The following is a 15378-nucleotide window of genomic DNA, read 5'->3' as shown; positions in this document are numbered from 1 at the left end:
CCCCCACCCGAACCACCACCCGGAGGGCTACCGCCTGGGCCTCAACCCGCCGACACAGACACCACCGGCCAGTCACCAACACCCGCATAGACAAAAACACCGAAACCACCACGCGGCCGCCGCAGCCGGAGAACGCACCTCACGCGCCGAACTACTGGCCACGCTCGTCGCGGCCGTCGACGTCGAGCCCGAGCAGGCGGCCGCTCTGCCCCGCCACCACCGCCGCCTGCCAGCCGGCCCACTCGCCGGCGAATGAAGACCAGGACGATTCACCGCCATGCCCTCCCCCAGACACACACGGCTCGTCCAAGCACCGCCACATACCAACGATCACTGAACCTGAACCACGGCACAGCACAGATGACACGACCTGATCACCAACCAGCAAACTGACAAACCCGCAGCTCAGCCCACCCCAGGATCAGCCCCCACAGCCACTGCACGTACAGACACACCACAACCACCTGATCACAGCCGCACCACCAACTGATCAGCACAGGCCAGACCACCATCCACTGATCACAAAGACTTATCCTGGACACCAGGCACTGGCCGAACTCGGAGTCCACTGGGCTATGACCGAGGACACCCAGCACTGACTGCCCCAGGAGAAGACACCAGAACACAGCCGGTGAGCGGGCCTACAGCCCCTACGGCACCGCGACCGACAGCCAAGACGCCCCGACCCCGCGGGCGCGGGGAGCGCTACCTGTGTGCCGCCCTGTCAGCCTTGTTCGCGGGACCATCCCCGCGGGCGCAGGGAGCACTAGAGCGTGTCTCTTTGGTGGGCACATCAGTTGATCGGATATGCCTGTCCGATTAGTAATCACTGATGCGATGTGGGACCGGATCGAGCCACTGATGCCGACCGACCCGGTCCGTGGACGGCGGTGGGCCGACCATCGCCGCACGCTCGAGGCCATCGCGTGGAAGTACCGCACCAACTCGCCGTGGCGGGACCTCCCCGACGAGCTCGGCTCGTTCCAGACCGCTCACAAGCGGCTGATCAGGTGGGCCGTCGAAGGCACGTGGGAGCAGATCCTGGCCGCCGTCCTCGCGGCCGCTGACGCCGTCGACGACATCGACTGGACCGTGTCGGTCGACTCCACCGTCGTCAGGGCTCACCAGCACGCCGCCGGAGCGCTCAAAAGGGGGCCGCAGGGCGACACGAGCTGGCCGACCACGCACTCGGACGCTCCCGCGGCGGGCTGAGCACGAAGATCCACCTGGCCGCAGACGGCCGGGCACGGCCCCTGGCTCTGGCCGTCACGGCGGGCCAGGCCGGTGACGCGCCCGCCTTCGAGACGGTCATGGCCCGCATCCGCGTGCCGCGAACCGGACCTGGCCGGCCCCGAACCCGCCCCACCACGGTCCTGGCCGACCGCGCCTACTCATCCCGCGCGGTCCGCGGCCACCTGCGTCGCCGACAGATCCGCGCGGTCATCCCGCAGCCGTCCGACCAGGTCGGCCACCGTCTGCGGCGAGGCCGCCAAGACGGACGCCCACCCGGCTTCGACGCGGATGCCTACAAGCAGCGCAACACCGTCGAGCGATGCATCAACCGCCTCAAGCAATGGCGCGGCCTGGCCACACGAACCGACAAACTCGCCATCGCCTACCAGGCCGCACTCCACCTCGCCGCCATCTTCATCTGGGCACGACACTGACCAAAGAGACAGAACCTAGCCGTCATCGCCTGACGTGCGGACCAGAGCCGCATAGAATTCTGGCGCCGTCTCTCGTAGCACCTGGTCGGTCTCATGGCCGTACTCTTCCGCGAGGTCGTAAAGATCCTGAGAGGCTCTGAAGCGGTCGTCGTCGAGTTGGGTCCGGTCGGCCATGAAGGTCCGCAGGAAAGCGATGCCCTCGACCCGGTACTGGTAGCCCAGCTCGGCCAGTGAGGCCGCGCAGTCGAGACGCTCGGTTCCGGGGGCGGAGTCGTCTTCCATGGTCTGGCGCAGCGTGCGCGCGGCATCTTGCGCCCACAGCGGCCCGAGATGCCCGAGAGCCTCGGCCCAGTCGTGGCGGTGCTCCGACGGGGCAGCGGTGGGGGTGGCCATCAGCGAGCGCAGATATGCGGCTGTCTGGGGGGCGAATTCCGGGCGGAAGGTCCCCATGGCCAGGATCGCATCGCGCCCGCTGTCCGGGGCGGTCTCGGGGTCGGCGATGATCTTTTTGAGGGCTTCGGCTGCTTCCCCGGCGTACTGCGGTCCGAGCCCGATGAGCGTGCGTGCGGCGCGTATCCGGTCCCTGTGCGGCGCGGCGGGATCGGTGATCAGCCGTTTGAGGATGCTGGCGGCTTCCGGTGTGTACACGCGCCCGAGCTCGTCCAACGCCAGTGCGGTGGTGTGGAGGTCGGGACCCGTGCGCGCCTCTGCCAGCGTATCCCGCAGCGCGGCGGCAGCACGTTCTTGCTCCGCCGGCCCCCACTCGCTCAGTTCCCTGGCTGCATCCAACCGGCGCGAACTGTCTTCCTCGGGATCGGCGAGGACGCGACGCAGCTGCGCGGCGGATTGTGTGGTGATGCCCGCTGGGACGGGTACCGGTCGGTTGTCGGGTACCGCGGCGGTGGATTCGCTGGGTAGCAGTCTGCGTAGCTCGTCTTCTGCGGTCTGCCGCGTCTTGTCCGAGGTGTGCGGGTTCGCGATCACCGTGCGCAGTGCGGCCGCGGTCGCTTCCGCATGGTGAGAGCCCGACGCGGTCAGCCACATCACATCACCTTGTACGACTTCGGGACGATCGGTGGTGGACTTGAGATCGGCGAGAAATCCCTCCGCCTGGTTATCGGCGAAGTCCGGGGCCAGCACGCTCAGTTCCCGCAGCGCATCCGCAATGATGAGCCCATCGGCATCTCGGTGCCAGTAGATCGCCAGTAGGTGCTCTCTGGCCTGGGTGCTGAACGCGGGGCCGAGGGTTCTGAGCAGCCGGGCAGCCTCGAGGCGGTCGGAGACAGTGGCCGTCGGGTCGTTGGCCGACTCGATGAGCACCATGGCGGCTTCTTCGGGGTAGGCCCCGCCGAGCGAGGCCAGGGTCTCGGCCGCGCTGCGTCTGCTATCCGGAGCGACGGCCGGGCTGCCGAGCATCCTGCGCAGCACACCAGCCGCATACTCTGTCAGTGTGGAGTCGGCTTCGTGCAGCCAGTGGGCCACCCGCCACAGGCTGTTGGGATCGGTCACCTCGTCCTCGGCGATGTCGCGCAGCGCGCGGGCCGAGCAGTCCGGGTGATGTACGGCCAGTGCCCGCGCCGCCTGCATACGCTCGTATGCCGGCTGGCAGCGGTCCTGGGCCAGGGCACGGAGGTACTCGGTGACCGGGTCCGCACGCAGGAACCCGGAGATGCGGAACCACTCTTCCAGATCGTCCTCCTGGCGGTGCACGGCATCGCGCAACTGATCGAGGAACTCCGCGATCAGCGGTTCCTGGCCGGCCCCGTCGGCCAAGAGGCTGCCTTCGGCGAGCAGATGACCGGCGAGCAGTCGGCCGAGGGGGCCACCGTGCTGTAGACGGCTCACCAACGCCGCCCCGGCCCCAGGACGCAGGTAGGTGTAGTGGACGAGGACGGCCCGCGCAACATCCTCATCACCGGGCAGCTGAACTGAATCCGCCGCCCGGGCTTGGGCTCGCAGCGCACGGCCCAAAGCTGCCTGCCAGGCGGGATCATCTGCGTCGAACTGCTCGGGCAGCTGCTCGGCTTCTGACTCGGCGGCCAAGTGTTCGGCGAAACTCGCGTGCACGAAGCTCACACCGGAGCCTACCCGCACGAGAAGGCCCGTGTCCGTGAGGGCCTCGGCGACCAGCTCGGGCCAGCCGGGCGTCGACACCGTCTCCCGCATGCCGATCTCGCTCTGCGTCCACCGCTGGGCGGCGTCCAGCAGATCGGGAGCGGTGTGGCTGATCTGGATCTGGGCCAAATGCTGAAGCAGTTCGTCAATCCGACGATCAAGGTTATCCGCAGCAGATGGTCGCCGCCCGCTCGTCCGAACCGCCGCGGTGCGCGCCTGACGCAGATAGTTTCGGTACTGCTCATAGAGGGCGTACCGATTCGCAGGCAGAGGCCGCTGCGGATCCTGTTGATGGAGGATGGCGGCCACGGTCGCCAGCAGCGGCACCCGCACCAGCTCACGCAGTCCCGCCCGGCCGACCTGGGACAGGAACCGGTCGGCCTCCGCCTCCTCGAACCACTTGTGGGCGAAATCGGTCAGTCGCTGATGATCGAAGGGCTGAAGCTCATACGCAGCGAACCCGGACTCCCGCAACAGCGTCACCTGATCGGGGGGCAGGGGACGCGTAGTGACCACCAGTCTCATACGGCTGTCCTGCCGCGCACAACTGGCGAGGGTCTTCACTACCGTATTGCGGGCGGCGGTATCCGCGACCTCGTCAAGACCGTCGATTAGCACGAGCCACTCCACACCGGTTGCGGCGTCGAGCAGATCAGCAGGCAACGGGCAGTCCAGGTTCAATGCCAGAGCTTTCGTCGCCGAATTCCAAAGGGTAGTGGTCCACGCGCCGTTGGGGGTCGCAAGGTCCACGGCAGACACCCGCAGGGGCAGCAACGGGCATGCCTGGCCGGACTCATGGTCGAGAGCCTGCCGCGCGAGACGTGCTGTCTCCTGGAGCGTCAGGGTGGACTTGCCGACGCCAGGTTCCCCGACGACAAGGAGATGCCGTGATCCCGGCCCGGAGAGCACCTCGTGGATCGGCTGCGGGGCAGAGGCCTGGCCCGCTGGTGGTGACGATGCCGCGCGGGTGTCGTCTGCGTCCTCGTCGGTCTCGTTGGTACGGACAGCGGCGAGCACCTGGCGCACGTAGGCGTCAGAGGCGACTGCCGATCGCCGCTCGATGAGCGGGTTCGGAAAGAACGCCGCCGCCCGTTCCTGGGCTTCGAGCATGCTTCGGATGCCCCGCTCGCCGTCGGCATCGTCGGCCACAACGCATCCCTTGTGCTCCAGCGCCTGGACCAGATGTCGACGATGGAACCACCGCTGCTTCTCGTTGGCGTCCTGTCCCAGAGACCGCAGCAGCTCAAACGTTGGGGAAGCCCGTTCGGGAACGGCGAGAACCCTGCGCAGAAGATTCTCGGCCGCCACCCGGTCAGGTCCCCCCTCCTCCAGATGCAGAACCCGTACCCGCAGCACACGGAACAGCCCTCGAAGATCCTCCTCGCACGGTTGCCGACCCTTCTTCTGCGCGGACCAAGCACGTGCGGCGTGAGACCGCAGAATCTCCAGGGCCTTCTGCTCACCTTCATTACGGCACGCTTCCATGGCCGGAGAGGTCATCGGGAGGGTGGCCAACCGGTCGACGACATTCGCGAGATGCTCCCGGACCGGCTGTGAGGCGTTCCCATCCGTCACGATCACCAGCCTGTCCCGCTGCTCCTCGATCCCCCTGCTCCCGGTGCCCTGGAGATACTGCTGGACCGCTTGCCTCACGGCCTCACCGAGGTCCGAACCCTCGGCCCCACGGAGCTGCAGAGTGTTCTTCGACTGGATGAACACACGGCCGCCCCCGGAGGTCAGGAACTCGACGTCGTCCATCTTCTTCGCGGTCTGCAGACCGATTGCGGTGACGCGCGCGTCCGGTACCCACTCGCCGCTCGGCAGGGGCTCGTCCGCCAAGGCATAGGCCGCCAGCCACGCGAAGATTCGAGGCTCAGCCCCCGTTCCCCTAGTAGCAGCCGCGCCACCAGAGGACGAACGATCCGTCATACGGCCATTGTCGCAGCCCGTTACAGAGGCCGTCGGTCACCTGTCACGGGTCCGCTTACCGCAACAACCACTGATGGACGGGCTGTTGATGCTCAGGCAGAGTTGAGCATGGAGAGAGGGGAACACTGTTGTCGAAGGCGCGGGTGCGGCTCAGTGGCGGTTCTGCCTGGCAGACGGACTTTCGGCGCCGGACCACGGGCCGCCCGGTGCGCACGGCCATGGAGATCGCCACAGTCCGCCGCACGCTGAACCACACCCTGACCGAGTTGCAGCGGGCCATCGACCACCACGCGGTGGCGGAGGCGGCCGACCTGTATGCCCTGGCCTGGCAGCAGGCAGCACAGGCGCCGCCGAGCGAAACCAGAGAGCAGCGCGCACGGCTGGCGTCGTACAAGGAGATCCTCGGCTCGAGTCGCTGGCGCGACGAAGAGCGACGCCAGGCACGGGATGCGTCCCCGAAAGCCGCACCGCGCCCGGAACAGCGCGCGGCGCCCCGGCCCCGCCCGGGGGCAGAGCCTGCGCCGACGCGTCCCGCGGTCGCCTGGTCCTCCAGCCCCGAGCCGCCGGCCACCACCACGCCCGAGCGGCGCCCGGCTGCACAGGCCGCGCCTGGCTCGCGGCCGCGTACGGCGGAGCCAGCGCTGCTGGACGCCGGACGGCTGTGGGAGATCGCGACCGAACTGCGGCCGCTGCTTGAGCAGACGGCCCGCGATGGCGCCACCACCAACTGGCCCGCGATCCGCAAGCGCCTGCCGGGCCTGCCCCGCCTCCACCGCGACGATGAAAGCGTCATCCTGTGGCTGGTGGACGAGGACCGCCAGGACGGCGAGCCGCTGCTTTCAGCGCTGGTGACGGTCGGCAACCGGCAGATGCACCCACGTTTCCCGGCGATCGCCGAACAACTCGGCCTGGCCACCGGCCGCGCCACCGCCCAGCAGCGCACCGCATGGAGCTACGAGGTGTTGAAGGTGCACCAGCACTGGCGCTACCGGCACTGACGCCCCCCGATCGGGGCCGCGGCGGCCGATGATCATCCCGGCCGACGAGGCCGGACCACATCGAGGACGGCCGGGGCCTCGCCCAGCGGGCCGTCCACGATCCGAAACCGGTGAGCGGACAGGATCGCGCGCAGGGCCTGGTTCATGGCGGCCTGCTGGGCATCGCACAGTTCGGAGGGAAGGTGACGGGCGGCCGTCGGGTCCTGCTGCCACTGAACCCGCAGCGCACGATTGTTGCCGGGGACCGGGACCAGGCCCACCCCGGTCTCCCCACCGTCTGCCGCAGCCTCGATGTCGTACGGCGCCAGGCCCACCAGCAGTACGACCTCGAGCACCGCCCGCGCGAGCCGCTCCTGCACCTCCGTGAGCGCCGCGCCGTCCAGCACGGCCCTGCCCGCGAAGTAGCGCGCCTGCGTCCGGTAGTCCCCGGCCTGCGGATCCATGGCGGAGTTCTCCCTCCCGGCGGGCAAGGCCCTGAGAATATCCGGCTGCCGGGTCTGTGAGGCGTACGTCACAGACGGCGGGGTCACAAAAGGCGGGGGTGCGTGCACTACATAGTGTCGGCAGGTGAACGGGTCACCGCCGGGGAAGGCGGACCGTGATGGATCCGGTGCTCGGGGGAGGGCTGCTGATGTTGTGCGGCTGGCTGTGTCGGCTGCTGCACATATGGGTGGCCAGCCGTACCGAACTGCGCAGAACCGAGATGCAGCAGCAAGGTCTCAGCGAGCGCGTGCGGCACCTGCCGCCCGGCAGCCGTCTGCTGGAACGGCCCGGCAGTGTCGAGGTTGTGACGGGAGCGCAGCCGGCGGAGCTCCGCCGTGGCTGAGTCGGTCTCGCCCGTGGCGAGGAAGACGGTACAGGCGCCATCACACATCGACGGGGCCGCCTCGCCCGCGTTAACGACCGGCAGTCTTGAGGACCTCTACCGCGTCGAGATGCCACAGCTGACACGGTTCTTGGTCCGTGTCGGCGCGACCCCCTACGAGGCTGCCGATGCCGCTCATGAGGCGTTCACCGTAGCCATCGAGAAATGGGACAGTATCCGGGATCCGCGGGCATGGCTGCGCAAGGTCGCTCACCGCTGCTATCTGCGTCAGACAGGCCAACGGGACACCCCGCACGACCCGTTGCCCGATCGCCCGGGCGGTACCTGTCCCATCGCCCATGTGACCCTCAAAGAGGGAAATCAGCGGGTCCTGAACGTACTGGCCCAGCTGCCGCCGCTGCAGCGGCATGTCATGGCGTGGGCCCAGGACGGCTTCACCGACCGGGAGATCGCCCAAGCGCTTGATATGCGGGAAGCCGCCGTCAGGAAGAACCGAAGCCGCGCCCGGCTTCGACTGCAGCAGACTCTCGTTGAGGAGACAGGGGGCCGCGATGAGTGAACACACCATGTCCCGGGAGACAACGGTTCCCGAGGCTGACACCGTCCTGGGAGATGGCCACCCCACGGCTGCTGATACACGTCTGGATCAGCTTCTTGCGGCTGCCGACGAAGAACTGTCCCAGCGTCTCGACGACGCCCTCGATCTCACGGGCGGTCTTCAGCAGCTCGCTTCCCTTCCTGCCTGCCCCGCTCCGCCGCGACCGGTAGACGGCCTGGACCGGGATGCCCTGCACTGTTCGAGCCTGCACATCACTGGGCGTCCCGGCGAACGCGCCCGCATCGACGACAACCAGCGGCTACAGGACGCCCTCGATCTCCTGCAGCACACCAGCGACCAGTTCCACGGCCTTGTGAGCATGACGGACAACGGCCCGTCCTCCGTGGAGACCGCACGATCCAAGCTGACCCACGCTCAGCTGGTCATCTCGCGGCTCATCACCAGAGCACAAGGCAGGACACTCACGAGGATGCAAAACACCGCGGCATTCAACGACATCCACGATTGCGTCAACACGGCCTGGACCACCGTCGCGCAGACACTGGAAAGCCCCGCCGCAGACCCCCACGCCGTGCTCCTCGACGACGCCCTCGACACCCTCGACAGCGCCACACAACGCCTCACCCAGGCACAGCGCATCCTCGACCACCTCCTCGACCAGATCGGAGAAGACCTCGACCAGCCCCTCCCCGCCTGAGCCACCCCCGCCCGGATGACGCGCTCATCGCCGGCGACCTCACCAGATCGTCAGCCAACTCGCCGACGGACGACTGTCGGCGACCGTTTCGTCGGTGCCCCCGGGTTCCCCGCCTGCCACGCTGCCTCCCAGCCCCGTAGAGGACAGCCCCCATATCAGCGATCAACGAACATGAGCACCGGCCAACGCAGATGACGCGACCTGAAAAGTCAACGCGCCATCTGGCAAACCCGCAGATCACAAGCCCACCCGAGGTCCGGCACCACACCCCTTGCCCACCCCTGCCGCGCTCGTACCCCTCGACCGAAGGAGCGCACCAAAGTGATCAGAGCAGGCCAGCCCACCACCCACTGATCAGAAAAACCGCTCCTGGACACCAGGCACTGGCCGAACTCGGGGTCCAGTGGGCGGTGACCGAGGAAGCCCAGCAGTGACGTGGCCCGCCCACCGCAGCGGGTGAGCGGGCCTAGCCACACCGGCCCCGCGGCTCCTACAGCACCACGACTGGCCGCCCCGGCCGGCGCGGGGAGTACTCGATCTCCCAACGGGCTCAGTCGAAGGCCCGGGGACCATCCCCGCGGACGCGGGGAGCACCTCGCGCAGTAAGGGCGGTGGGCCGTGAGCCTGGGACCATCCCCGCGGGCGCGGGGAGCACTTCGTTCTCGGTGACGTGGACGCGTTCGTGAAGGAACCATCCCCGCAGGCACGGGGAGCCCACCTACGAGATCACCAACGTCGGCCGCCTCTGGGGACCATCCCCGCGGGCGCGGGGAGCACAAGGCGACGCCAACGGGCGAGGGTTGTTCCTCGGGACCATCCCCGCGGGCGCGGGGAACACCTGGCCGCACTCATTCCCCCCACCGTGTGGGCGGGACCATCCCCGCAGGCGCGGGGAGCACACTGCGGTCGCGCCGCCGGTCAGCGTGAACAGGGGATCATCCCCGCGGGCGCAGGGAGCACCGGAGCGCTGCCACGGTTTCACAGCCTCGCGGGGGACCATCCCCGCGGGCACGGGGAGCACATGTTGCGCAGGTTCTGCGGTGTGAGCTGCAAGGGACCATCCCCCGCGGGCGCGGGGAGCACAGCTCTTGCCGGGTGAAGAACCGGTTCGGCTTGGGACCATCCCCGCAGGCGCGGGGAGCACTCACCGGAACGCGCGGAAACCGTGGTGTGAGGGGGACCATCCCCGCAGGAGCGGGGAGCACTGAGCCAGGAACGTAGCCGAGACATCGCGGTGGGACCATCCCCGTGCGGGGAGCACCACGGGACAACGCCAGCACCAAGGTCGAGGCGAGACCATCCTCGCGGGCGCGGGGAGCACTACACCGGCCGTGTCGTACCGGTCGGGGAGCCGGCACCATCCCCGCGGGCGCGGGGGAGCACGGAGAGTGGCTCGGACATGCGCGTACCCCCATGGGACCATCCCCGCGGGCGCGGGGAGCACCCGCTCCAGAGCTACGCGCGGGCCAAACGTGCGGGACCATCCCCGGGAGCGCGGGGAGCACCCGACCAGCGCGTCGACGACGAGCTCCATGTAGGGAGCATCCCCGCGGGCGCGGGGAGCACGACACCGGGCGAGTCATCCTCACCCCCTCCGCGGGACCATCCCCGCGAGCGCGGGGAGCACAAACGCCTGTCTGTGGCGCTCATGCACTCGATGGGACCATCCCTGCGGGCGCGGGGAGCACCCGATGCCGATCACGGCCCGGTCGCATGCGCGGGGACCATCCCCGCGGGCGCGGGGAGCACACCAAGACGAAGGGGTTGAGGGCCATGACCGCGGGACCATCCCTGCGGGCGCGGGGAGCACATGCTCAAGACCCCGACGATGTGGCCCGGTCCGGGACCATCCCCGCGGGCGCGGGGAGCACAAAGCGTCACTGGGCGAGAAGGACTGGCAGGAGGGACCATCCCCGCGGGCGCGGGGAGCACGACGTCGCCGGCAACGTCATCGCTGGACTGGTGGGACCATCCCCGCGGGCGCGGGGAGCACCGGGCGTCGCCGGTGAGGAGGTTGTTCGTGCCGGGACCATCCCCGCAGACGACGCGGGGAACACTCCACGTACATGATGACGTCGCCGGTGGTGCGGGGACCATCCCTGCGGGCGCGGGGAGCACCACTGGCCGACCATGTCAACGGTTCCTGAATTTTGCCCCCTGGAAGTTCGAGAAAATTGGCCCCCAGTGGGTTGATCAGTCGCGGCCCGCGCGTTTCTCCTTGGCGAGGAGTTCGCGTCGTTGGCGGGTGCGGTAGGAGTCGCCGGTGAGGGTGAGGACCTCGGCGGGGTGGACCAGGCGGTCGATCATCGCGGCGGCTACGACGTCGTCGGAGAAGGTCTCTCCCCCGGAGAGTGACACAGCCACGCGCAGGATTACCAGAGGGGTCAACATTCGAGAACTGACTGAGGGTCACTTTTCGGAGAACTGGCGACAGCTTGTTTTGGGGATCAGTTTAAGAGAGATCACCGCATACCCTCAAGGGAATTTCATGAGGTTGCGTTCCGAATTCACTCTATAACCCCCACTAACTTCACCTGTAGAAGTCGCGCGCCAATTGGGGGTGTTCGCGGGTGAGCAGTAGGAATGGAGCGCGGGGTGACCGTGCACAGAGACCCAGCGTGGGCTGCCAGGGTGCGCAGTTAGGGTGATGTCGCGTGGGCGGCCGGGGATGGGGCGGGCAGTGCCGTGGAGGGCTGACCGTCAGTCCCCTATCAGTCGCCATGGGAAGACGCTGCACTGAGTGTTCTGGGCGTGCGGCGCTGTGAGGCTGTTCTGGGGGTAGAGAATTACGCGCCACACTGCCGTGAGCAACGTCACACAACCCTTTGAGGGGCCTAGGCTTTTACGTGCCCAAAGAAGAAATAGTCGGCGGCTGCAGGGAGCCACCCCAGGAAAATGATGCACCGTCAGCTGACGGTAAGATTAAAGCAGTTCAACACCTCGACGCAAGGAGCGTCGCATTTGGAAAAATTTATTTGGAGGACAGATGTCTGAGCGTGATTTTCTCATTTTCTCTTTCGTGGCTGCAGTGCTCCTCTACCCGGTCGCAGGAGCTGCTGCCACCCTGACCTTCTTCTTCGGCGTAGTCACACGCTACGTCAAGTAACAGTCGAGGCCTCCCCCATGGGCGAGGCAAGCTTAAGCACGACCTGGCGCAGTCCACCGGCCGCTCTCGTACGGGACCACCCCCGCAAGTGCAGGGAGCACCGCTGGATGTCCTCCAGCTGGTCCTGAAGGTTGGGACCATCCCCGCGGCCGCGGGGAGCACTGGATGACCCGTCCCACCATGTGCACGGGCTCGGGACCATCCCCGCAGGGGCGGGGAGCGCCTGAGCCAGGAACGTAGCCGAGACATCGCGGTGGGACCATCCCCGCAGGCGCGGGGAGCACATATTGACCGGCACCAATGTCCCGTTGACGACGGGACCATCCCCGCGGGCGCGGGGAGCACGACACGTTCCAGTTCACCACGACCGCGCAGGAGGGACCATCCCCGCAGGTGCAGGGAGCACGCCCAGTTGACCAGGCCCGAGCAGTCGAAGCCGGGACCATCCTCGCGGGCACGGGGAGCACAGGGGGTTGGCTGCGACGAGGAGTTCGCCGAGGGGACCATCCCCGCGGGCGCGGGGAGCACGGCCGTCAGCGGCATCGTGTCGTGGCGGTCCAGGAACTATCCCCGCGGGCGCGGGGAGCACGTTCGCGCACCGGGCCTCGCCGCGTTTCTGGAGGGACCATCCCTGCGCGCGCGGGGAGCACTGCCCGGTGCCGCCGCCCGCCGTCTTGAGGGCGGGACCATCCCCGCAGGCACGGGGAGCACAACTGGGGTGCCCCGAAGGCCTTGGCGCCATCCCCGCGGGCGCGGGAGGCACCCACGGGCAGGCCCCAGGTGAGGAGTCGAGGGACCATCCCCGCGGGCGCGGGGAGCACGACGGGGCCGTGGTCGCCGCTGCCCTGGGCGAGGGACCATCCCCGCGGGCGCGGGGAACACACCGCCTGCGCGTCGGGCGCCTCGGTCGCTTCGGGACCATCCCCGCGTGCGCGGGGAGCAGAGCGTCGGTGCCGTGGGCAGACCCCAGCCAGGGACCATCCCCCGCCGTGCAGGTAGCACGCGGCGTCCGGCTGCGCCCACGTCTCCAGATAGGGACCATCCTCGCAGACGACGCGGGGAACACTTCACGTACAGGATGACGTCGCCGATGGTGCGGGGGCCATCCCCGCGAGCGCGGGGAGCACCAGTGGCTGTCGGCCGTTTGGAACGACGTCGTGGGACCATCCCCGCGGGCGCGGGAAGCACGGCGCAGCCACAGACTGGCCCGGACCGTAGGCCGGTTCATCCCCGCGGGCGCGGGGAGCACGAGGAGCCGCGTTTCTGCTCGAGGTCGAACCGGGGACCATCCCCGCAGGCGCGGGGAGCACCTGCGGTAGGTCTTCGACTTGATGATGATCTCGGGACCATCCCGCAGGCGCCGGGAGCACCGCCACTCCCAGTTCGTCCTCGGGGAGCCGGAGGGACCATTCCCCGCGGGCGCGGGGAGCACTAGTACTCCAGCAGTACTTCGTGGCTTGACCTGGGGAAACGTCGAACGGTGGGAGTGTAGCGGGCGGGATGCTGTCACGGACGGCTTCTGCCCGCACGCCCCTCGAAGGAGTGCCCACGACGGCGGTAGTGGCAGTGGCGGGCCACCGCTTGGCGTCGTCGGCGCCAGCGCGACCAGCTCAACGCGTGGGTGAGGGTGTGAGGGTCTCGGGGTGCGTGAGCTGCCAGGAGTCGCCGCACTTCCGCCACGGTGAGCTCGATGACCACGGCATCCTCACCGGTGCATCCCCCTTTTCGGCTGCTCGCGCGCTCATCGCCGCGAGGAAGGCGTGGGCGAGCATGGCCAGGGTGATGTGCCGGTACCAGCCGACGTAGCGGCGGTTGTGAGCTTCACGGACGTGTACTGACAGCCGCGGTCGGCGTGGTGAACGAGCTCGCCGGGGGCGACTTCGCGGCTGGCCAGGGCATACTCCAGCGAGGTGAGGACCAGGTCCGCGTCCGCGCGGGCGGAGGTCTCCCAGGCCACGACCCGGCGGGAGAACGCGTCGCGGATCGCGGACAGCCACAGCGGCCCCTCCCCGGTGGGGATCATGGTCAGGTCGGTGACCCACAGCCGGTTCGGCCCGCTCGCGGTGAAGTCGCGTTGCACCAGGTCAGGAGCCAGATCGGCGTCCGGGTCACGGTGAGTGAAGCCCCTGTCCCGGCGGGGGCTGATCCCGGCGAGGCCGGCCTGGCGCATGAGCCGCTCGACGCGCTTGCGGCCGACGTGGACACCCTCACGCTTGAGGACGGCGTGCACGCGGGGTGAGCCGTAGATCCCGCCGGAATCGTCGTGGACCTGCCGGATCCTGCCCGTCAGCTCGGCGTCCCGGAGGCGCCGCTCGCACGGCTCGGTCTCGGCCCGGCGCCACCGGTAGTAGGTGGAGGAGGGGATGTTCAGTTCCCGGAGTACGGGCTCGACCCCCAGATGCGGGTGCTCGTCAACGAGCGCCGTCACCTGGGCCGGGCCGGGTCGAGCTGGGCCGCGAAAAAAGCCGAGGCCGTCCGCAGGACTTCATTCGCACGCTTGAGCTGGGCATTCTCCTTGCGCAGGGCGGCAAGCTCCTCACGCTCGGCGGTGGTGAGCATGTCGCCCCGCTCACCGGCATCGGCCTCGGCCTGGCGAATCCAGTTACGCAGGGCTTCGTGGTGCACGCCGAGTTCCTCGGCCATGCGGCGGATCACGGGCTTCGGATCGGAAGCGCGGTACATCCGCACCGCACGCTCACGCAACTCCAGCGGGTACTTCCTCGGGGCAGGCATCGTCAGAGCTCCTCTCGTGAGCCCCATCTGACCTGCTGTCACCTCTCCCCGCATCTCGGGGGAACCTCAGTCCGCCGTCACCCACCTGAACGGGATCTTGTCGGCGATCGTCCGGCGGACCATCGCCTTGGCCATGGCCACCTTCGTCTCGAAGCCGACCGTGTCGTCGATGCCGGCCCGGCGGCAGCGGTCCCGGTCGTCCGTCCAGGAGGTGGGCAGATACAGCCGTCGGTCGATCAGCGTGCGTCCGTGTCCGGTGGCGTAGGCGAGGAACACACCGATCTGGCAGTTCTCGGTGCAGCCTGCGGTTCCGGAGTACTGCCTTTGTACCCCGGCCGAACGGATGCCCTTCTTCAGAAACCCGGTGTCGTCGACGATCAGGACAGCCTCGCGGTCTGCGAGGTGTTCCACGACGTAGCCGCGTACGTCGTCCAGGACCTCGTCGGCGTCCCACTCGATCCGGTTCAGCAGCCGGTGGATGCGATCGGGACCCGCGTGCCCGGCCTCCTCCGCCAGCGTCCAGCCGTTCTTCCGCTGCAACGGAGCGATCAGCCCCCGCATGTAAGCCAGCGCCGACTGCCGCGGCTCCTCCCGGTTGAACCGGTGCACGAACCGCTCATGCACAGCACCCAGTTCCCCCGCCCACAACCTGACATCGCCAAGGTCCCCACCCATAACCACACCAACGACCGAGCTGGCCAGCAGTCACCGCAAAGACCGTTGCAGTACTAGTAGTGCTTGGTCAGGT

Annotated in this window: 10 protein-coding genes, 3 pseudogenes and 1 CRISPR repeat array; of the genes and pseudogenes, 6 read left to right on the top strand and 7 right to left on the bottom strand. The window is 68.5% G+C overall.

Translation table 11 applies throughout. The features are described 5' to 3' along the window. Together AOK15_RS46155 and AOK15_RS42560 are read left to right on the top strand one after the other, a co-directional pair. Nucleotides 1-256, top strand: a pseudogene (locus AOK15_RS46155) (hypothetical protein); the annotation flags it as partial. Between the two features lie 551 nt (nucleotides 257-807). Continuing rightward, nucleotides 808-1667 (top strand): IS5 family transposase gene (locus tag AOK15_RS42560; RefSeq protein ID WP_205632207.1). Its coding sequence is split into 2 segments (ribosomal slippage): nucleotides 808-1168 and nucleotides 1168-1667, totalling 861 coding nucleotides; the frame shifts between segments, so codons are not numbered across the junction. 15 nt (nucleotides 1668-1682) lie between these two features. Here the strand turns inward: AOK15_RS42560 and AOK15_RS22960 are convergent. Beyond that, complete coding sequence (locus AOK15_RS22960) at nucleotides 1683-5711, bottom strand: NACHT domain-containing protein (RefSeq protein ID WP_107099490.1); 4029 nt, start codon at nucleotides 5709-5711, stop codon at nucleotides 1683-1685. 218 nt (nucleotides 5712-5929) lie between these two features. Here AOK15_RS22960 and AOK15_RS22955 point away from each other — a divergent pair, with 218 nt between their 5' ends. Next, complete coding sequence (locus AOK15_RS22955; protein WP_157870344.1) at nucleotides 5930-6709, top strand: hypothetical protein; 780 nt, start codon at nucleotides 5930-5932, stop codon at nucleotides 6707-6709. A gap of 32 nt (nucleotides 6710-6741) precedes the next feature. Here the strand turns inward: AOK15_RS22955 and AOK15_RS47135 are convergent, their stop codons facing one another. After that, nucleotides 6742-7152: a hypothetical protein gene (locus AOK15_RS47135; protein WP_055519870.1), complete on the bottom strand. Its 411-nt coding sequence runs from the start codon at nucleotides 7150-7152 to the stop codon at nucleotides 6742-6744. Between the two features lie 158 nt (nucleotides 7153-7310). On the opposite strand from AOK15_RS47135, the gene AOK15_RS22945 reads away from it, so the two are divergent. The 3 genes from AOK15_RS22945 to AOK15_RS22935 are packed head-to-tail and all read left to right on the top strand — an operon-like array spanning nucleotide 7311 to nucleotide 8791. Next, nucleotides 7311-7535, top strand: a complete 225-nt coding sequence (locus tag AOK15_RS22945; RefSeq protein WP_157870343.1) for a hypothetical protein — start codon at nucleotides 7311-7313, stop codon at nucleotides 7533-7535. Beyond that, nucleotides 7528-8094: an RNA polymerase sigma factor gene (locus tag AOK15_RS22940; RefSeq protein WP_055519866.1), complete on the top strand. Its 567-nt coding sequence runs from the start codon at nucleotides 7528-7530 to the stop codon at nucleotides 8092-8094. Before AOK15_RS22945 ends, AOK15_RS22940 begins: the two co-directional genes overlap by 8 nt. Further along, the gene (locus AOK15_RS22935; RefSeq protein ID WP_055519864.1) at nucleotides 8087-8791 is read left to right on the top strand and encodes a hypothetical protein; all 705 of its coding nucleotides are present in this window, start codon (nucleotides 8087-8089) and stop codon (nucleotides 8789-8791) included. The genes AOK15_RS22940 and AOK15_RS22935 overlap by 8 nt, the downstream gene beginning before the upstream one ends. A gap of 1414 nt (nucleotides 8792-10205) precedes the next feature. Then, nucleotides 10206-10784: direct repeats of the CRISPR family, unit length 29 nt; unit sequence GGGACCATCCCCGCGGGCGCGGGGAGCAC. A 200-nt stretch (nucleotides 10785-10984) separates the two neighbouring features. Here the strand turns inward: AOK15_RS22935 and AOK15_RS42555 are convergent. From AOK15_RS42555 to AOK15_RS22920, 5 genes and pseudogenes are all read right to left on the bottom strand, one after another. Further along, a complete protein-coding gene (locus AOK15_RS42555; protein WP_276206226.1) occupies nucleotides 10985-11155 on the bottom strand; it encodes an ATP-binding protein in 171 nt (56 codons plus the stop codon). Between the two features lie 2352 nt (nucleotides 11156-13507). Continuing rightward, nucleotides 13508-13708, bottom strand: a pseudogene (locus AOK15_RS47130) (IS701 family transposase); the annotation flags it as partial. Beyond that, complete coding sequence (locus AOK15_RS22930; RefSeq protein WP_107099485.1) at nucleotides 13639-14325, bottom strand: IS3 family transposase; 687 nt, start codon at nucleotides 14323-14325, stop codon at nucleotides 13639-13641. The gene AOK15_RS22930 and the pseudogene AOK15_RS47130, both read right to left, overlap by 70 nt. After that, nucleotides 14322-14630 (bottom strand): transposase, encoded by a 309-nt coding sequence (locus AOK15_RS22925; protein WP_055519862.1) that lies wholly within the window; start codon nucleotides 14628-14630, stop codon nucleotides 14322-14324. Before AOK15_RS22925 ends, AOK15_RS22930 begins: the two co-directional genes overlap by 4 nt. Nucleotides 14631-14699: 69 nt before the next feature. Further along, nucleotides 14700-15305, bottom strand: a pseudogene (locus AOK15_RS22920) (IS701 family transposase); the annotation flags it as partial. Nucleotides 15306-15378: the final 73 nt, after the last annotated feature.

Source organism: Streptomyces ossamyceticus (genome assembly GCF_001418475.1).
In the GTDB taxonomy this organism is placed as follows: Bacteria; Actinomycetota; Actinomycetes; order Streptomycetales; family Streptomycetaceae; genus Streptomyces; species Streptomyces ossamyceticus.
Note: the sequence above shows the minus strand (reverse complement) of the source record. Positions and strands in the feature narration are given on the sequence as shown.